Annotated in this window: 17 protein-coding genes; 7 read left to right on the top strand and 10 right to left on the bottom strand. The window is 66.9% G+C overall.

Annotated features, from left to right (window positions below; genetic code table 11):
* Positions 1–78 precede the first annotated feature (78 nt).
* The 6 genes from O3297_RS06655 to O3297_RS06630 are packed head-to-tail and all read left to right on the top strand — an operon-like array spanning position 79 to position 4,783.
* Positions 79–834: a hypothetical protein gene (locus O3297_RS06655; protein ID WP_099387701.1), complete on the top strand. Its 756-nt coding sequence runs from the start codon at positions 79–81 to the stop codon at positions 832–834.
* Positions 813–1,058, top strand: a complete 246-nt coding sequence (locus tag O3297_RS06650) for an acyl carrier protein (protein ID WP_070254372.1) — start codon at positions 813–815, stop codon at positions 1,056–1,058. Before O3297_RS06655 ends, O3297_RS06650 begins: the two co-directional genes overlap by 22 nt.
* Positions 1,055–1,915, top strand: coding sequence for a hydrolase 2, exosortase A system-associated (locus O3297_RS06645; protein ID WP_070254371.1), 861 nt, complete (start codon positions 1,055–1,057; stop codon positions 1,913–1,915). Before O3297_RS06650 ends, O3297_RS06645 begins: the two co-directional genes overlap by 4 nt.
* Positions 1,912–2,799 carry a hydrolase 1, exosortase A system-associated gene (locus O3297_RS06640; RefSeq protein WP_305048124.1) on the top strand — a complete coding sequence of 296 codons (888 nt, stop codon included), beginning with the start codon at positions 1,912–1,914 and terminating at the stop codon, positions 2,797–2,799. The genes O3297_RS06645 and O3297_RS06640 overlap by 4 nt, the downstream gene beginning before the upstream one ends.
* Before the next feature lie 53 nt (positions 2,800–2,852).
* The gene (locus tag O3297_RS06635) at positions 2,853–4,097 is read left to right on the top strand and encodes a glycosyltransferase (RefSeq protein WP_305048123.1); all 1,245 of its coding nucleotides are present in this window, start codon (positions 2,853–2,855) and stop codon (positions 4,095–4,097) included.
* The gene (locus O3297_RS06630) at positions 4,094–4,783 is read left to right on the top strand and encodes an ABC transporter permease (RefSeq protein ID WP_305048122.1); all 690 of its coding nucleotides are present in this window, start codon (positions 4,094–4,096) and stop codon (positions 4,781–4,783) included. Before O3297_RS06635 ends, O3297_RS06630 begins: the two co-directional genes overlap by 4 nt.
* On the opposite strand, the gene O3297_RS06625 is transcribed toward O3297_RS06630, so the two are convergent.
* The 8 genes from O3297_RS06625 to O3297_RS06590 all read right to left on the bottom strand — a co-directional run bounded on the left by O3297_RS06625 (position 4,770) and on the right by O3297_RS06590 (position 15,908).
* Positions 4,770–5,507 (bottom strand): hypothetical protein, encoded by a 738-nt coding sequence (locus O3297_RS06625; protein ID WP_305048121.1) that lies wholly within the window; start codon positions 5,505–5,507, stop codon positions 4,770–4,772. The two genes, O3297_RS06630 and O3297_RS06625, sit on opposite strands and share 14 nt — an antisense overlap.
* Positions 5,508–5,523: 16 nt before the next feature.
* On the bottom strand, positions 5,524–5,961 hold the full coding sequence (locus tag O3297_RS06620) for a DUF6678 family protein (RefSeq protein ID WP_305048120.1): 438 nt from the start codon (positions 5,959–5,961) through the stop codon (positions 5,524–5,526).
* Positions 5,961–7,190, bottom strand: coding sequence for a formate-dependent phosphoribosylglycinamide formyltransferase (purT, locus tag O3297_RS06615; protein WP_071653317.1), 1,230 nt, complete (start codon positions 7,188–7,190; stop codon positions 5,961–5,963). The genes O3297_RS06620 and purT overlap by 1 nt, the downstream gene beginning before the upstream one ends.
* Positions 7,191–7,302: 112 nt before the next feature.
* Entirely contained in the window at positions 7,303–7,800 is a 498-nt protein-coding gene (locus O3297_RS06610) for a VOC family protein (RefSeq protein WP_034787377.1), read from the bottom strand.
* Positions 7,801–7,863: 63 nt separating this feature from the next.
* Positions 7,864–9,291, bottom strand: coding sequence for a TolC family protein (locus tag O3297_RS06605; protein ID WP_305048119.1), 1,428 nt, complete (start codon positions 9,289–9,291; stop codon positions 7,864–7,866).
* Positions 9,281–10,624: an HlyD family type I secretion periplasmic adaptor subunit gene (locus O3297_RS06600; protein WP_305048118.1), complete on the bottom strand. Its 1,344-nt coding sequence runs from the start codon at positions 10,622–10,624 to the stop codon at positions 9,281–9,283. Before O3297_RS06600 ends, O3297_RS06605 begins: the two co-directional genes overlap by 11 nt.
* Complete coding sequence (locus O3297_RS06595; RefSeq protein WP_305048117.1) at positions 10,621–12,792, bottom strand: type I secretion system permease/ATPase; 2,172 nt, start codon at positions 12,790–12,792, stop codon at positions 10,621–10,623. The genes O3297_RS06600 and O3297_RS06595 overlap by 4 nt, the downstream gene beginning before the upstream one ends.
* Before the next feature lie 98 nt (positions 12,793–12,890).
* A complete protein-coding gene (locus O3297_RS06590; RefSeq protein WP_305048116.1) occupies positions 12,891–15,908 on the bottom strand; it encodes a calcium-binding protein in 3,018 nt (1,005 codons plus the stop codon).
* Between the two features lie 373 nt (positions 15,909–16,281).
* Here O3297_RS06590 and O3297_RS06585 point away from each other — a divergent pair, with 373 nt between their 5' ends.
* A complete protein-coding gene (locus tag O3297_RS06585) occupies positions 16,282–17,424 on the top strand; it encodes a serine hydrolase (protein ID WP_305048115.1) in 1,143 nt (380 codons plus the stop codon).
* 45 nt (positions 17,425–17,469) lie between these two features.
* Here O3297_RS06585 and O3297_RS06580 read toward each other — a convergent pair whose 3' ends face one another.
* A complete protein-coding gene (locus O3297_RS06580) occupies positions 17,470–18,114 on the bottom strand; it encodes a DUF6000 family protein (protein ID WP_305048114.1) in 645 nt (214 codons plus the stop codon).
* A complete protein-coding gene (locus O3297_RS06575) occupies positions 18,111–19,004 on the bottom strand; it encodes a LysR family transcriptional regulator (protein WP_305048113.1) in 894 nt (297 codons plus the stop codon). The genes O3297_RS06580 and O3297_RS06575 overlap by 4 nt, the downstream gene beginning before the upstream one ends.

Raw genomic sequence — 19,004 nt, 5'->3', positions numbered from 1 at the left:
GGCCGCGCAACATCGGCCCCGGGCCGCTGCGCTCTAATGGACAGCGTTGGCTGCATAGCCGCCCCATCCTCGACCGCCATGGCCCTGTCCCCGGAATTTCCCTTGCTGCAACGGCTAGCCGACAGCCTTCGCCAGCTGGGCTGGCGCGACAGCGCCTGGCTGGCCGTGGCACGGCTGCTGGCCCGCATGCCGGGCGGGCGCTGCGCGCTGTACCGCTACCAATTCGTCGCGCAAGCCGTGGCGCCCGGTTCCCTGTGCCGCGGGCGCGGCCAGTCGATCACGGTGACGCCCTGCCTGGCGGAAGCGGACTTGCCCCCCGGTCCCGAGCGCCGGCCCGGCGCGCTGGGCGAACGCTATCGCCAGGGTGCGCAATGCCTGGTGGCGCGGAACAAGACCGGCATGGCCGGCTGGATCTGGCTGCTGCGCCACGGCTGCCAGGAAGACGAGGTGCGCGCCCGCTATGCGCTGGCGTCGCAGCAGTCGTCGTGGGACCTGGACGTGTGGGTGCATCCGGAACAACGGGGCGGCCTGGTCTTCGCGCGCCTGTGGGAAGAAGCCAACGCCGTGCTGTACGCGCAGGGCGTGCGCTGGTCGTGCAGCCGCATTTCGCGCTTCAACCGCGCCTCGCTGGGCGCCCATGCGCGCCTGGGCACGCACGCGCTGGGCACGGCCACGTTTATCCGCTGCGGCCGCTGGCAAGCCATGGCCGCCAGCCTGCCGCCTTACCTGCACCTGTCGCGCCGCCCCGGCGATATCCCCTGCCTGGCCTTCGATACGTCGTCCCTGCCGCACTACCCTTCCCTGGAGCTGACATGCCGCATCTTGAAGCAGTAAAGCACATCCTCGACACCACCCTGGGCTTGAACGGGCGCGTGCTGGAGGCCCACACGCCGCTCCTGGGCAGCGTGCCGGAACTCGACTCGATGGCCGTGATCGGCGTGATCGCCGCGCTGGAAGACCATTTCGGCATCAGCGTCGCCGACGACGACATCCACGCGCGCCACTTCGCCACCGTGGGCACCCTGCACGATTTCGTGTTTGCAAAGCTGCGACCATGAACCGCGCCGCCCTCGATGCGCTGCCGCTGCTGCCCTTCTTCCTGCCCGCCAGCGGCGGCCAGCGCTACTGCCTGCTGCACCTGCCGCCGCCGGGCCAGGCCGCGCGCGGCGGCATCCTCTACGTCCATCCATTTGCCGAAGAGCTCAATAAAAGCCGCCACGTGGCCGCCGCGCAGGCGCGCGCCTTTGCCGCCGCCGGCTACAGCGTGCTGCAGATCGACCTGTTTGGCTGCGGCGACAGCAGCGGCGACTTTGGCGAAGCGCGCTGGGACATCTGGCACAACGACCTGCACCTGGCTTGCGCGTGGATGGCGCAGCGGGTCGACGGCCCCTTGACCGTGTGGGGCTTGCGCCTGGGCGCCCTGCTGGCCCTCGATTTCGCCAGCCGCCCGCCGCTGCCCCTGGCGCGCTTGCTGCTGTGGCAACCGGAACTCGACGGGCGGCGCAGCATCGACCGCTTCCTGCGCCTGCGCCTGGCGACCCGCATGCTGGCCGGGACTACACAGGAAGCGCCCGGCCAGGCGCGCGCCGCGCTGGCGAACGGTGAAGCTGTGGAAGTGGCCGGCTACCTGCTGGCGCCAGAACTGGCGCAGGCCATCGATGACGTCAGCGTAGCCGCGCTGCTGCCCGCCATGCCTGTCTACTGGCTCGATTACCACGCGGCGGACCAAACGGGCCCGTGGTCGCCGCCGCTGCTGGCCCGGCAATGGCGCGAACGCGGCGCCGCCGTGCATGTGGCCAGCTTCGATGACGGCCCGTTCTGGCACAGCGGCGAACTGCTGGCGTGTCCGCAACTGCTGTACGCCACGCGGAAACTGTGCCGCGACTGGCTCGACGAGGAAAGGCCCCCGCCATGAAGCGCGACGACGGCCTGCAGCACCCCGCGGCGCACGCCGTGCGCGAGCTGGCCCTGCGCTTTCGCAGCACAGCTGAAGACAGCGAGGCGCAGGCGCGCCTGGCCGGCATCCTCAGCCTGCCCGACGTGCCGGGCCGGCGCGGCGTATTGATCGTCACGGGCGGGCCGCAGTACCGCGCCGGCAGCCACCGCCAGTTCGTCTTGCTGGCCCGCGCCCTGGCAGCGCAAGGCTGGCCCGTGCTGCGTTTCGACTTGCGCGGCATGGGCGACAGCGAGGGCAGCGCGCGCGATTACCGCGCCGCCGGTCCCGACATCGCCGGTGCGCTGGCGCAATTCTTCGATGCCGTGCCGGCCTTGCGCGAAGTGGCGCTGTGGGGCTTGTGCGACGGCGCCACGGCCGCCGCCTGCCATGCGCCGCATGACGCGCGCGTCAAAGCGCTGGTCCTGCTCAACCCGTGGGTGCGCAGCAGCGCCGGCCTGGCGCGCGCCACCCTGCGCCACTATTATCTGCCACGCCTGCTGCAAGGCGATTTCTGGCGCAAGCTGGCCAGCGGCGGACTGCGACTGGGCGCCAGCCTGGCCTCGCTGCGGCAGGTGGCCACCGCCACGCAAGAACCGGCAACGCCGGAAGACGACGCGCCCGCGCCAGCCCTGCTGCGGGCGCTGGCGCAATTCCAGGGCAAGGTGCTGCTGGTCCTCAGCGGCGAGGACCTGGGCGCGCGCGAGTGGCAAGCCCTGCTCGATGGCGATCCTGCCTGGCGGGCCGTGGCCGCCCGCCCGCAATGGACGCAGGCGCAGGTCGATGGCGCCAACCATACGTTCGCCAGCGCCGCCTGGCGCGGCGAAGTGGAGCAGCTGTGCGCGCGGTGGCTGCAGTCATGGTAAGGACCTCGCCGAACGCGGCCCGACCGAACGCGGCCCGACCAAAACGGGTGCTGATGGTCGCCTACCATTTTCCGCCGCTGGCCGGCGGCAGCGGCATCCTGCGCACCCTGGGCTTTGTCCGTCACTTGCCCGACTGCGGCTGGCAGCCGCTCGTGCTCAGTCCCGCGCCGTTCGCGTATGCGCAGCGGGGCGATACGCAGCTGGCGCAGATCGGCGCGCAAGCCACCGTGCGGCGCACCTTGGCGCTGGACGCGGCGCGCCACTTGGCCATCGACGGGCGCTACCCGCGCTGGCTGGCGCTGCCCGACCGCTGGAGTTCCTGGTGGCTGAGCGCCGTGCCGGCCGGCCTGCGCATGATCCGGCAATACCGGCCCGACGCCATCTGGTCGACGTATCCGATCGCCACGGCGCACCTGATCGCGCTGACCCTGCAAAAACTCAGCGGCCTGCCATGGGTCGCCGACCAGCGCGACCCCATGCTCGATGACAGCGACCCGCTGGCGCCGTATCCGCCCGAGCCGCGCCTGCACCGCATGCATGCGTGGATCGAACAGCGCATCGCGGCGCGCAGCGCGGCCATCGTCTGCACCACGCCGGGCGCCATCGCGGCGCACCAGCGGCGCCTGGCGCAAGTGGGGCGCGAACGCTTCCGTCTGATCGAAAATGGCCACGACGATGACGAGGGCGCCGCGCCGCAGGACGAAGCGCGTGGCCAGCGCAGCCGCTTCCTGCTGCTGCACAGCGGCGTGATCTACCCGTCCGAGCGCGATCCGCAAGCGCTGTTCGAAGCCCTGGCACGGCTGCGGCACGACGGCGTGCTGCATGCCCGCAATTTCCAGCTGGTGCTGCGCGCCACGGGCCACGATGCGTGGCTGGCGGGATTGCTGGTGAAATACGGCATCCAGGACCTGGTCAGCCTGGAACCCTTGCAGCCGCACGGCGCGGCGCTGCAGGAAATGCTGGCCGCCGACGGCTTGCTGCTGCTGCAGGCGGCCAACTGCAACGGGCAGATTCCCGCCAAGCTGTACGAATACCTGCGCTGCCGCCGGCCCATCCTGGCGCTGACCGACCTGGCGGGCGACAGCGCGGCCAAGCTGCGCCACTGCGGCATCGACACCATCGGCCAGCTGGCGTCGGGCAGCGACTGCGCGCGCGCCCTGCTGCGCTTCCTGGAACTGGCGCGCCAGGGGCGCGCGCCGCTGGCCAGCCCCGCCGCCATCGCCCTGCAATCGCGGCAAGCCCGCAGCAACGCCCTGGCCGATTTGCTGGACCAGGTCAGTCACAGGAGCCCGACATGAAGCATCCCTTGTTAGCCTGCGCCCTCGCCGCTTGCTGCGCCGGTGCCGGCGCCGCCGATTGCCCGCCCTACGTCAAGCATACGCCGGGCGGCGACTATACGAGCGCGCAAGACCGCGAGGGCCTGTCCGTGGTCGAAAAGTTCCATTTTTCACGGGCCGTGGAAACGCTCGCGCAGGGCCTGACGGGCAGCCTGGGCGCCGACATCAGCTACACATTGGAGCACTTCCCGAATCACCACCGGGCGCTGGCCTCGATGGCCAAGCTGGGCTTGCGCCTGAAAAGCGCGCAGCCGCCCGGCGCCCGCTACACGGTCAGCTGCTATTTTGAGCGGGCGATCGCCTTCGCGCCGCACGACGTGACGGCGCGCATGGTGTATGGCAGCTATTTGCTCTCCACGGGCCAGGACGCGACGGCGCTGGAACAGCTGGACGCGGCCAGCCGCTTGGCGCCCGAGCAGGCCACCATCCAGTACAACCTGGGCCTGATGTATATGAAGAAGAAGGAATACGAGAAGGCCAGCGTGCACGCGCAAAAAGCCTATGCGCTGGGGTTTCCCCTGCCGGGGCTGAAGAACAAGCTGAAGGCGGCGGGCAAGTGGAGCGAGCCGCCGCCGGCCATCATGGAAGCGAAGGAAACACCGCAAGAACCGGCCGTGCCGCCCGTCGAACAGCCTAGCGGGGAATGACGGCCGGCCGCCTGGCCACGCTCAGATGGCCCGTCGGCGAAGCGGCCAGCGCGGCGGCCAGGTCGCGCCGCGATCGGGCCTTGTCTTCGGCCTCGCTGATGTAAGCCAGTTCGGCCGGCTGCAGCACGGTAAGCGTCAGCAGCAGCACTTCGCCATACGGCGTGTCGAAGGATGGGGGAATGCTGCTTGCGCCCTGGGCCAGCAGCACAGCCACCTGTTCGTTTTCGTCTTCCAGTCCCTCCGGTGCCTGCTGCAAGTCCAGCGCCATCGACACGCTGCCGTGGCGCTGCACCAGCAAATCGATGGAGCCATGGTCGGCCACGTTCTGGCTGACCTGGTAAATGACGTCGAAGAGCCAGGAATGCGCCACTTCCTTGCCGTCGAAGGCGGACAGCGGCGCCTCGATGCACACTTCCAGCAGATGGCCGCGCGGGACGAACACGTCGTCGTCATCCTCGAACGGATCGCTCAAGCCATCGCTGGCGATGAGGATGGAATCACTCCGTCGTATCACCCTCCAGGCCTGGCGCAACGATGGCCAGCGCGGGCCGCCCATGAAGGCCGGGTTGACCAGCGGCGCCAGCACGTCGGCGTCCATGGCGCCCAGGGTGGCATAGAAGGCGTCGCGCGCGGCGCAGGCCGTGGCCAGCATCTGCGCGCCCGCCTCCTTGCCGACGACGGCGTCGTCAGGTTGCGGTACTTGGGGGATAGCGTTTTCAGGCATGAGAATACTCTGTGAATTAGTCGGCGGGAGGAAAGTCGTCGTAGGAACGGGGCAAATAGCCCCAGATGCGCGCCACCCGGTCGCGCACTTCGAAATCGAAGCCGATGCGTTCCAGTTCCGGCACGATCCACACGCCGTGGTCGATGATCTTCCTGGGCAGCAGCATGGCCACGTGTTCTTCCGAATACAGGCTGATGTCCAGCCACTCCACGCCCATGAACGGGAACGGCGGGTGGTAATCCCATTCAGTATCCCAGCGCGACACATAACCGGTGACGGAGCCGTAACGGTAGGACGGCGCCCAATCGGGCTGCCCGCGCATGAAGGCCAGCAGTTCGTTCCACTTGCAGTCATTGGCGGCGCCGGCCAGGTTGCGCCGCGCGATGTGGCCGCGCAGCTTGCGCTTGACGTCGTCGCCGCCGGCGTCGGCCTGCGGCAGGGTGGCCTCTGCCATCAGCGGGCGACCGGTTTCACTTTGGATGCGGCCAGCACGGCGCGCGCGCGGGCCGTGTCGATATCGTCGGCCGTGGCCAGCGCCACGCCCATGCGGCGGCGAGCGAACGATTCCGGCTTGCCGAACAGGCGCAAGTCCGCGCCCGGCACGCTCAAGGCATCGGCCACGCCTTCGAAGGCGATGCCTTTCGCTTCCAGCTGGCCATAGATGACGGCCGAGGCGCCGGGCGAGCGCAGCGCCACATTGACGGGCAAGCCGAGGATGGCTTTCGCGTGCAGCTCGAATTCGCTCTGCACCTGGCTGGCCATGGTAACCATGCCCGTGTCGTGCGGACGGGGGCTCACTTCCGAGAACCACACCATGTCGTCCTTGACGAACAGCTCCACGCCGAACAGGCCCAGGCCGCCCAGGTTGTCCGTCACCTTGCGGGCGATGTCGCGCGAACGCTCGAGGGCCAGCGGCGCCATGCGGGCCGGCTGCCACGATTCCACGTAGTCGCCATGCACCTGCAAGTGGCCGATCGGCTCGCAGAACTGCGTCTCGACCTGTCCCGAGGCGCCGACGGCGCGCACCGTCAGCAAAGTGATTTCGTAATCGAAGTCGATGAAACCCTCGACGATGACCCGGCCCGTATCGACCCGGCTGCCGCTGGCCGCATACGCCCATGCCGTTTCCACGTCTTGCGCGCTATCGAGCTTGGACTGGCCCTTGCCCGACGACGACATCACGGGTTTCACGACGCACGGGAAGCCGATTTCCTGGCAAGCGGCCTGCAACTCCTGCAGGCTGCTGGCGAAGCGGTACGGCGACGTCGCCACGCCCAGGGTTTCCGCCGCCAGGGTGCGGATGCCTTCGCGGTTCATCGTCAGCACGGCCGCCCGGGCATTCGGGATGCACGTGATTTGCCCCGCTGCTTCCAGCGCAGCCAGGGTGTCGGTGGCGATGGCTTCGATTTCCGGCACGATCAAGTCCGGCTTTTCCAGGGCTATCAGGGCGGCCAGCGCCACGCCGTCGCTCATGTCGATCACATGCGAGCGGTGCGCCACCGGATGGCCCGGCGCGTTCGGATAACGGTCGACGGCGATCACTTCCACGCCCAGTCGCTGCAGTGAAATGATCACTTCCTTGCCCAGTTCGCCGGAACCCAGCAGCATGACCTTGATGGCGGTGGAAGACAGGGGCGTGCCGAAGGTGCGGGGCGCGATGGTGCTGCTGGTGCTTGTGGTCATGGCAGGGTCTGTAAGCGGATGGAAAGATGGCTGGGACTATAGCAAATGCCGGCCATCTTGGACAGGGCACGCCGCTGGCGTGCGCCCCGCTCCACCCGCCCGATCGGCCAGCCTAGCCCGCGTAGGCCCGCTTGATCTCGTCAATGTTGATCTTTTTCATGCCCATCATGGCTTTCATCACGCGCTGGGCCTTGACGGGATCGGGGTCCGTCAACAGCTTGACCATGATGGTGGGTACGATTTGCCAGGATACGCCGAACTGGTCCTTGAGCCAGCTGCACTGCTGGGCTTCCGGCGGCCCGCCTTCGGACAGCTGGTTCCAGTAGTGGTCGACCTCGTCCTGGGTCTCGCAATTGACCTGGAACGAGATCGCTTCGGAAAACTGGAACAGGGGTCCGCCGTTCAGTCCCGTGAACGTCTGGCCATCGAGTTCGAACGCCACCGTCAAGACGCTGCCAGGCTCCTGGCCGTGGATTTCCCTGCCCTCCTCGCCATAGCGCAGGATCTGGCCGATCTTCGAATTGGGGAAAATCCCCGTATAAAACAGGGCCGCCGCCTCGGCGTGGCCGTTGAACCATAAACACGGGGTAATCTTTTGTATGCTGTGCATGATGTCTCCCTTGGTCGATAGCAACACCTCCCCGCGCGGGAAGGCCAGTCTCCAATATAGTCATTATTGCGCCGTCGAGGCGCGCAGTTTGCCGCCGCTTTTAACGCCACCGTCCGGGATTTCGTCCCGCCCCAGCACGCCGGCACTGGCCAGCAGGCGCAGCCGGGCCGAACGCCATTCCGCCTGGCAACGGATGCGCTCCTGCTGCGCCTCGAGCAGCGCCGACTGAGTGTTCAGCATTTCCAGGATATCCGCCGCGCCCAGGCCGAACTTGCGCTGCACGCTGGCCAGGGCATCGCGCGCCGCGTCCAGCCACACCTGCGAGGCGGCCAGGTTGGACAGCGCCGTGCTCGCCTCCGCATGCGTCTTCACGAGTTCCATCAAGGTCTGCTGCCGCACTTCCTCGGCCTCGGCTTCCCTTTGCCCGGCCTGCGCCAATGCGCCGCGCACCTTGTATTGGCGCGCAAAACCGTCGAACAGGGGGATGTTCAATGAGATGCCCACCAGGGTTTCGCGCGTGGAAGCGGCGGACAAGCCCTGGTTGGGCCGTCCGTTCTGGTAGAGATTGGCCGTCAGGTCGATGCTGGGACGGCCCTCCGACCGGGTCACCTCCACCCTTTCGCGCGCCGCCGCCAGCTGCGCCTGCGCGGCCAGGATGGCTGGATGTTGCGCCTGGGCCAGCGCCAGCCAGGCTTGCAACTCATCTTGCAAACCCTCGCGCAAGCCGGCCGCCGCGCCATCCGCATCGTCGTCCAGGATCACGCCAGCATCGGCCGGCAAGCCCAGGGTATATACCAGCACGGCGCGGGCCTTCTGGAACTCGCCATCGGCGCGGCTGGCGCCCAGGGACGCCTTGGCCAGGGCGCTCGTCGCCTGCAGGGTGTCGCTGTGAGAGCCGAGTCCCCGCTGCGCGCGGCGCTGCGTGGCCTGCACCGTTTCATGGGCCAGCGCCTGGTATTCCTGCCGCATACGCACGCTGGCACGCGCAGTCTGCGCCTCGAAATACGCGCTGACGGTGGCTGCCAGGGTCTTTTGCAGCACGGCGTCACGGTTCGCCAGGGCCGCGTCAAGCAAGGCCTGTGCCGAACGCTGGCCCGCCGCGCGCCCGCCAAAGTCGAACAGGCGCCAGGACAGATTCAGCGAGGCCGTACTGCTGTTCAAGCTGCCGGAAGCAGTGCTGGAGCCCGGATAGGCCGTGCGGTCGTGCACCCGGCTCGCGCCCGCATTCAGGGTCGGCAGATAGGCGGCTTTGGCCTCGCCCAGCCCGGCCGCCTGCAGCCGGATGCCGGCCCAGGCGCCGTGCACTTGCGCGTTATGGCACAGGGCCAGGTCGACGGCCGCCGGCAGGGTCAAAGGCACGGTCAGCAGTACACCAGCATCATGCGTGGATGGGCATGGCGCGGCGTCCAGGGACTGGGCCCGGACTGGCGCGGCGGCCACGCACAGGCACAGGCCAGCGGCGAGCAGGGCGGCGCGGCATCTAGCGTTCATGCAGCGCCTCCTTCTGGTGCTGCACCAGCGGCGAGAGCACGTATTCGATCACCCTTCTCGTCCCCGTGCGGATTTCCGCGCGCACCGCCATGCCGGCCGACAGCGGCACCAATCTGCCGTCGATGACCATGGCCGGCTGCTGCAGCGTGATTTTCACGGCATACACGAGACCCTTCTTCTCGTCTTCGATGGCGTCGCGCGAGACGCTGCGGACGACGGCGGGCACGGTGCCATACTTTGTGTAGTCGAAGGCGTCGACCTTGACGGCCACCAGCTGCCCTTCCTGGACGAAGCCGACGTCGCGGTTTTCCAGCACGGCGTCGATTTCCAGCCTGCCCTGGCGCGGCACGATCTGCATCAGCGCCTGCGCGGCCGGCACCACGCCGCCCACCGTATGCAGCTTCAGTTGCTGCACCGTGCCGTCGACGGGTGCCGTCAGGCGCAGCAGGCTGCCGCGGGCACCTGCGCGGCGCGCATCCTGGCCGCTGGCCGCCGCCACTCTGGCCCCTTCCGTCAGCGCGTCGTAGGCGTCCTTGCGCGTCTGCGCCACCAGGGCCGCGCGCTCGCTGCGGGCCGACGCCAGCTGGCCGGCCAGGTCGATGCGCGCCTGCTCCTTTTCCAGCCACGCGTGTTCGGCCACGTCGCGCGTGGCCAGCAGGGCCCGGTAATCGCCGGCGCGCCGCGCCGCCAGCGGCAGCGCCTGGGCATAGCGGGCGACTTCCCCGTCGAGATGCGCCAGCCTGGCGCGGAAACTCGCGTACTGGCCATCGAGGTGGCCCTGCGCTTCCTGGCGCTGGACGGCGGAAACGCCATCGGGCGCCGCCAGCCTCGGCATCTTCAAGGTGTCGATGGCGGCGATCAGCGCGCGCGAACGGGCCATCTGCAGCGCGGCCGCCACCGCGTCGCCGGCGGCCTTGTCGCGCTCGGCGTCCGGACCGCGGCTGTCGAGCTCCACCAGCAGCTGGCCCGCCTGCACGGCTTGCCCCTCGCGCACATGCAGGGCGCGCACGGCCGCCACGTCGACCGAGGCGATGGTCTTCGTATTACCGGACGGAATGATCTTGCCGGCCGCATTGACGATGATGTCGACCTGACCAAAGACAGCCCACAGCACCACGCAGCCGACCAGCAGCATCAGCACCCTGGCCGTCAGGCGCAACGATGGCGACACGGGCCGCTCCTGCAGCGCCAGCGCGGCCGGCAGGAAGGCCGCCTCGTCTTCGCTGAGCACGGGACCGCGCAATGCGGCGCGGTCGCGCCAGCTATGCCGCAGCACCTGGCCGTAGCGTTTGAACAGCTCGCCATACGCGGCCAGACGGTGGCCGGCGCTCATGCGGCGCTCCCGCTCGTGCCCTGCTGCAGGCTGTACAGATGGGCGTAGATACCACCCGGGTTCGCCAGCAGCGCCGCATGCGTGCCCAGTTCGGCCACTTGCCCCCGCTCCATGACCACGATGCGGTTCGCTTCGCGCACGGCCGACAGGCGGTGGGCGATGATCAACACGGTGCGCCCCGCGCAAATGCCGCGCATATTGTCCTGGATGATTTTTTCCGATTCATAGTCGAGCGCGCTTGTCGCTTCATCGAAAATCAGGATGCGCGGATTGCCGATCAGGGCGCGGGCGATGGCGATGCGCTGGCGCTGGCCGCCCGACAGGCCCGTGCCATGCTCGCCTACCATGGTGTCGTAGCCTTCTGGCAACTCGCAAATGAAATCATGGGCACCGGCCAGTTTCGCCACGGCGATAACGGCATCGATGGGCAGCGCCGGGTCGCTCAGGGCGATGTTGTCGCGCACGGAGCGGTTGAAGAGGATGTTTTCCTGCAGCACCACGCCGATCTGGCGCCGCAGCGAGGCCGTGTCGATGACGGCGATATCCTGCCCGTCGATCAGTACCTTGCCCCGCTCGGGAATATACAGGCGCTGCGCCAGCCGCGTCAGGGTGCTCTTGCCGGAACCGGAACGCCCGACGATGCCGATCACTTCGCCAGGCGCAATGGCAATCGACACATTGCGCAACACCTCGGCCGCATCGGGCCGGTAACGGAAGCCCACTTGCTGGAAATCGATGGCGCCGGCGATACACGGCAGGCGCGCCTTCTGGCTGCCCGCTTCCGTGCGGGCGTTGAGGATATCGCCCAGCCGGCTCATGGAAATGCCCACTTGCTGGAAATCGTTCCACAGCTGCGCCAGGCGCAGGATGGGCGAGGCCACCTGCCCTGCCAGCATGTTGAAGGCGACCAGTTCGCCCACCGTCATCTTGCCGTCGATGACGAGCGTGGCGCCCCACCACATGATGGCCGCCGTCACCAGCTTGCTGACCAGGGTGACGCCGCCGCTGGCCAGCATGCCGATGTTATTCGCCGACAAGCCCGCCGAGACATAGCCGGCCAGCTGCTTTTCCCACTGCTGCTGCCAGCGCGGTTCCACGGCCATGGCCTTGAGCGTGTCGACGCCGCTGATCGTCTCGACGAGGAAGGACTGGTTTTCCGCGCTGCGGTTGAATTTATCGTTCAATCTCCCCCGCAGCATGGGCGTGAGCAGCATCGACAGGGCCGCGTAGACGGGAATGGAAACGAGCACGACCACGCTCAGCGCGGCGCTGTACCACAGCATGGCGGCGATGAAGATGAAGGAAAACAGCAAGTCCAGCACCAGGGTCATCGCGTTGCCGGTAAGAAAAGAACGGATGTTTTCCAGTTCATGGATGCGCGCCACGGAATCGCCCACGCGGCGCGCCTGGAAGTAGGCGATCGGCAAGGCCAGCAAGTGGCGGAACAGGCGCGCGCCCAGTTCCACGTCGATCTTGCTGCTGGTGCGCGCGAAGACATAGGTACGGATGAGACTGAGCACGGCCTCGAAGACGATGGCACAGACCAGGCCGATGGCCACCACGTGCAGGGTTTTCATGGCGTGGTTGACCAGCACCTTGTCCATCACCACCTGGAAAAACAGGGGCGTGGCCAGGCCGATCAGTTGCAGCACGAAAGAAATCAGCAGCACTTCGCCCAGCAGCCTGCGGTACTTGACGATGGCGGGGATGAACCAGCTGAAGTCGAAGCGGGCCGTTTCGCCCGCAAAGCTGGCCTTGCTGGTGAAAAAGATCAGTTCGCCCGTCCAGGCGGCAAGGAACGCTTCGCGGCCAAGGATTTGCGGCGGCTGGCCCGGATGCTGGATCAGCACCTTGCTCACGCCGTCATCGTCCGTTTCGACCTTGCCGAGAATAAAGAAACGGCCTGCGCTATCGATGGCGATGGCCGGCAGCGGCGATTGCGCCAGCCGTGCCGGCGCCTGGCGCACCAGCTTGGCCGTCAAGCCCAGCTGTTTCGCGGCAAGCAGGACGGTTTGCCGCGTGAACACGGCCTGGCCGAAGGCATGCTTGAGCTGGGCGCCGTCGGCGGCGATGCCGTGCAGGCTGGCCATCAGCAGCAGCGACAGCAAGCCCGTGTCGGGCGCAGGTTGTATGGGTGGCGGATCGTTGCGGTAGGAGAGGACTGTCATCGGGCAATATCGGAGATTCAATGGCGCAGCCGGGCCGTGGCGGGTCACCCCGGCCCGGCTGCGTGATGGTGAGGCTAACTAGCTAGCAACGCGGGCGGTCAATGCCCTGCCGCCAGCTGGATCTGCGCCGACGCAGCGCCTTGCGCCGACCAGGGCGCCGATGCGGCCGCCGGCACGGCAAAGCCGGCCATGGCTTGCACCAGCTGCGCCGGATCCGCTGGCCAACCGCCGAAGCCGCCCTGGCTGGCGCCAGCCGCTGGTGGCGCTGCGCGCCAGTTCTGCGCCAGCACCGGCGCCAGGATGGCGGCCGTACCGGCCGGCAAGGTCAGCTGGCCCGCTGGTGGCGGCGTCAGGCCCGCCATCGCCTGCACCAGGTTTTGCACATCGCTGCCCAGCAAGACTTTGCCATCGGCCATGCGGAATTCCTCGATGCGCGCGGGCGTGTCCGCGTACCAGTTATTGACGGTGATCTTGTCCGTGGTGCCGATGGTGCTCACTTCCAGGTGCGCGCCCGCCTGGCGGAACCACAGCTGGTCAGCGCTGACGCCGGCCAGGAAGGAAACGACATCGTGGCTGCCCGCTTCCACGCCCTCGGCGATGATGTCGGCGCCGTCGCCGCGGCCGAAGAGATAGGTATCATTGCCCTGCGCGCCAGCCAGGGTATCGTCGCCCTTGCCGCCATGGAACGTGTCGTTGCCGAGGCCACCGAAGAGGATATTCTTGACCTCATTCCCACTCAGCACGTCATCGAACTTGCTGCCGATGACAATGTTGAAATTGGCCAGCACGTCGGCGCCCGGACGCCCAATCATGGGGCCGCCGACCGGTGCGAAGGTGGCCGTCACGCCTGCCGTGGCGCTGGCGTAGTTGAGCGTGTTGCCGGTCCCGCCGCCGTCGAGCACGTTGCCGCCAGGCGTATCGACATAAAAGACATTGTTGTTGTAGGCGCTGCCCGTTACCGTCAGGCCCGAGCCGACGAGGCGCACATTCTCGACGTTGTCGGCCACCTTGTAGTCGACGCTGGTGTACACCGTATCGCTGCCGCCGTTGCCCCGTTCGACGATGAAATCGCCCCCGTGGTTGACGTAATAGGTGTCGTCGCCGCCCAGGCCTTCCAGCAGGTCGGCGCCGGCGCTGCCGTTGATGACATCGGCGCCCGCCGTGCCGACAAAGTGCTGCCCCGTGGGCTGCGTGGGACCGTTGAAATGCCAGGCCTGGGCCAGCACGGGCGCCAGGGCGGCGGCCGTGCCGGCCGGCAGGGTCAGCTGGCCCAGCGGCGGCGGCGTCAATCCCGCCATTGCCTGCACCAGCAGCTGCACGTCGGCACCGCGCATGACGTGGCCGGCGGCCGTGCGGAATTCCTCGATGTTCGGCTTGGCAATGCTCCAGCCGCGGATGGTGATCTTGTCCGTGGTGCCGATGGTGCTCACTTCCAGGTCCGCGCCCACCTGGCGGAACCACAGCTGGTCGATATTGACGCCAGCCAGGAAGGCGATGCTGTCGTATTTCGCATCGGCGGAGGGCTCGCCGATGATGTCGGCGCCGTCGCCACGCGCAAAGACATAGGTATCGTCACCCAGCCCGCCGACGAGGAAGTCGTCGCCCTTGCCGCCTTGCAAGGTATCGTTGCCGAGGCCGCCGGACAGGGTGTTGGCCAGTTCGTTGCCTGTCAACACGTCGTCATAGGCGCTGCCAGTCACGCTGGAAATATTGACCAGCACATCGCTGCCCGGGCGCGTCACGGGGGTGCCGCTGATGGAGGCGATGGCCGCCGTGGCGCCCGCCCTGGAACCCGCATAGGTGGCTGAATTGTTGCTGCCGATGCCTTGCACCAGGTGGCCGCCGGCTACATCGATGTGGAAGACGTTGCCGCTGCCATTGCCCCTTACGACCAGGCCGGCCGCGCTCAGATGCAGCTCTTCGACGTTGGCGCCCATGGTGTAGCTGACCGTCGTGTAGACGGTGTCGCGGCCGCCGCCAGGCTGTTCAATCACCACGTCGCTGCCATGGTTGACGTAATAAATGTCGTCGCCGGCCCCGCCGACCATCACGTCGGCACCCGCCGTGCCCTTGATGATGTCAGGGTTCACCGTGCCAGCTCCCTCGGTGCGCCAGTTCTGCGCCAGTGCCGGGGCCAGGATGCCGGCGATGTTCGGCGGCAGGGTCAGCTGGCCGGCCGGCGGCGGCACCAGGCCCGCCATCGCCTGCACCAGGTTTTGCACGTCGCTGCCCAGCAGCACGCGGCCGTCGGCCGTACGGAATTCCTGGATGCGGGGCACGATGCCCGCGCTGAACCAGCCATTGATGGTGATCTTGTCGGTCGTGCCGATGGTGCTCACTTCCAGGTTCACGCCCACCTGGCGGAACCACAGCTGGTCGGCGCTGACGCCGGCCAGGAAGGAAACGACATTGTGGCCGCCGCCCTCGACCACCTCGACGATGATATCGGCGCCGTCACCGCGGGCAAAAATATAGGTGTCGTCGCCCACCGCGCCGAGCAGTGTGTCGTCGCCCTTGCCACCCCGCAAGGTGTCGTTGCCGATGCCGCCAACCAGGAGGTTCTTGAGTTCATTGCCGGTCAGGACGTCGTCGAACTTGCTGCCCACGATGCTGGCGAAATTGACCAGCACATCGCTGCCCGGCGCTGCCGCCACCGGACCACTCGCCCCGGACAGGGTGGCCGTCACGCCCGCGCTGGAGCCAAGGTAATTGACCGAGTTGCCCGTGCCGCCTCCGTCGAGCACATTGCCGCCGGCCACGCTGACATGAAAGATATTGTTGGTGTTGGCGCTACCCGTCACCGTCAGGCCGCTGGCGGCGAGGCGCACGTTCTCGACGTTGTCGGCCACCGTGTAGTTGACGCTGGTATACACGGTATCGGTGCCGCCATTGGCCAGCTCGACGATCACGTCGCCGCTGTCGTTGACGTAATACGTATCGTCGCCGGCCAGGCCTTCGAGCACGTCGGCGCCCGTGGTGCCGTTGAGCACATCGGCATCCGGCGTGCCGGTGAAACGCTGCAGCGCCACGGCGGCGGCACTGTTCAGGTATGCCTCGATGGCGGAAATGCCATCGTCAGCGGAGGTGGAAGTTTGCGATGCAAATTTTTCAGTCATGTTGCAGTTTCCTGTCGTTAAACGTCAAAACCAAGATTGAATATGTCGGCGCAAGCTGACATGCAAGGCAAAAGTCCCGGCCGCATCCACTTGCAGTTCAGCATGCACCTTCAACGGTCCGGCACTTTCGGTGCATGGACGGCGCGCGGTTGGTGGTCGCCACGCATGCACCCCCTACTGACGTTCAAGGGGGCGGAGCACTGTTGTTTGTCATGCAAATGTCACACTGCATGGAGGAAAGAAAAGGAAATGCGGAATGGCGGAGTGACGGAAAGGAGGAAAAAGCGCGCGGCTGGCGCAGGGCAGCACAATTTCTTTCACTGCTGCACCCATTGTGCGAGAATGCCCGTCCCCCCTTGGATGGATGGTGCGCATGATAAGCAAACTCACCGCAAGCATCACTGCAATGACACTCGTGCTGGCAGCTTGCAAGCCCGCGGCCACGGCACCCGCGCATGACATTCCTGCGGCCATGCGCCAGACCGCGACCACCCTGCTGCAGTCAAAATTCCTGCACGCGACCTCGATTGCCGTCGTTTATCGGGGCAAGGAATTCATTCTGCATCAAGGCGAGCTGGAGACCGGCAAAGGCAATCCGCCGAACGATGCAACGCTGTATGAAATCGGCTCAATCAGCAAGACTTTTGCTGGCCTGCTGCTGGCAAACGCCGTGCTGGATGGGAAGGCGACGCTCGACGATCCCATACAAAAGTACCTGCCGGCCGCCTACCCGAACCTGCAGTCGCAGGGACAGCCCGTTCGCTTGCGCCATTTGATCACGCACACCAGCACCATGCCGGGCATGCTGCCATTGCAGGTGAACACCATATTGAAGGATTTCACCGCACACGCCACGCCGGCAAAGCTCAATGCAGCCTACGCCAGCTACGGCCAGCAGCAATTCTGGCAGGACTTGCACACGGTCAGCATCCAGGGTCCGCTTGGCAAGGACTACGCCTATTCAAGCGCCGGTACCGAACTCATTGCGCACACGCTTGAAACAATCTACGGACTGCCCTACGAAGTCCTGCTCACGCAATTCGTCGCGCGCGCAGCCGGCATGCACGATACCAGGCTGAGGCTCACAGCCACGGATGCCGGCCGGCTGGCACCCGGCTACCACAGCGACAATCCCGTCATGACGACACCGATGCCGCAACTGCCTTGGGGCGCAGCCGGCAACCTGAAGTCGAGCATGCCGGATATGACGAAATACCTGCGCCTGCAATTGGGTGCCGATCCCGCGGTCGTCGAATCGCACAAGCCGCTGGTACGCTTTCAGGACGACTTCAGCATTGGCTATTTCTGGAATATCGGCAGCAATCGTCAGTTGGGCACGCATTATGTACACCATGGCGGCGTACCGCGTGCGCAAAGCTACGCCTACGTCATTCCAAAATACCAGCTTGGGGTCTTCATCATCACCAACCAGAGCGGCGACGCAACGGCCGGCGCCATGGAAAGCGCGCTGGCGCATCTTTTCGACACCGTCGAATCCATGGAAAGTGCGCGGTAGGCCGCCAACAATACCAACGGCGCCGAAGTTTGAGGGGGATCGCGCCTATTTGCCTGGCGCCGCGGCCTGCAAGGCGTGCAAGGTGGCCATGCGGCCAGTCCATGTTGCGAGCGCTTCATCCAGCGCCAGGCCCGGCCGGCTGGCGGTAAAATCGGCCCAGGCTGGCGCATGGCGCGCCGCCTCATCCCGGCCCTGCTGGCCATCCAGGTAGGCAATGGCCGCCATGGCTTGCTCCTGATCAAAGTGCAGCTGCGGCTGGCGCAAATAATGTTCAAGATAGCGGTGCAGATAGTCGCGGCTGCCGGGCGTGTCGAAGGCGGCCAGCGCCAGACAATATGCGCTGCCCGCGTAGCAGACTTCACTGGCCAGCAGCAGGCCGCCCAGCTGATCCGTGAAGCCGGGACGATGCATCAATGCGGCCAGATAGGCGCCCGCCGTGCGGCTGCGCCAGTCGAATTGCCCCAGCAGGCGGGCAATGACGGTATCGTCGGCCTGCGCCAGCCGGGCCAGGCATGCCTGCGCCTGAGGCTGGTGCAAGCCCATATACAATGGCCGTACCCAGCCGTCGCGCAGGGCCGCCGTCAGCGGTTCCTGCGGGGTCAGCTGCGGCATGGGAAACGGATGCGCGTGGCGCACGGTGGCGCCAGCCACATGCAACTGCAAAGGCGTCAGGGAAGCGTCCTGCGTCATGGCAAAGCTCCAAAAGTTTGATCCTGTAACTGCTCCACCAGGAAATCGATGAAGACGCGCAAGCGCGGCGGCAGGTGGCGGCTGGCCGGCCACAGCAGCCAGAATGCCGTGCGCGCCTGCGTATGCTCGTCCAGCAGCGAGACCAGTTGCCCCGCCGCCAGTTCGCGCTGCACGGCAAATGCGGGCAGGTAGGCGATGCCCTGCCCCTGCACGGCCAGGAAGACGCGCATTTCCAGGCTGTTGCAGACCATGCCGGGCGCCGGCTGGCTTGCCTCGTCCATCAGCGGCCACTGTTCCAGGCGGCCCGTGGCGGGAAAGCGGTAGTCCAGGCGCGCGTGCCGCAGCAGCCCTGCGCCATCGGCGGGCCGGCTATGGCGCGCCAGGTAGGCGGGCGACGCCACCAGCAGGCGGCGGAATGTACATAGTTTGCGCCGCATCAAGCTTGAATCGGCCAGCTCGCCCGTGCGCACGGCCGCGTCAAAACCGTCGCTGACGATGTTGACCATGGCGTCGGAAAAATCGAGGTCGAGTTCGATGGCCGGGTAGGCTTGCATGAAGGCGCCGATGGCCGGCTCGAACAGGCCGCTGTAGCGTGGCAGGCTGATGCGAAGGCGGCCGCTCGGCGCGCCGCCCGATTCGCCCAGCTCGCGCTCGGCCGCTTCCACCTCGGCCAGGATGCGCTTGCAGCGCTGCAGGAATTTCTCCCCTTCCACCGTCAATGCCAGGTGCCGCGTGCTGCGCTGGAACAGGCGCGCGCCCAGCCGCGCCTCCATGCGCGCCACGCTCTTGCCGACCGCCGACGAAGATAGCCCCAGCAGCCGGCCCGTGGCCGAAAAACTGCCGCTGTCGGCCACCTGCACGAACATGGCGATGCCGCCCAAGCTATCCAT

Origin of the sequence: Janthinobacterium sp. SUN128, from assembly GCF_030587275.1 — a bacterium.
Taxonomy (GTDB): Bacteria; Pseudomonadota; Gammaproteobacteria; order Burkholderiales; family Burkholderiaceae_D; genus Janthinobacterium; species Janthinobacterium lividum.
This window is presented reverse-complemented; position numbering and strand designations above follow the sequence as displayed.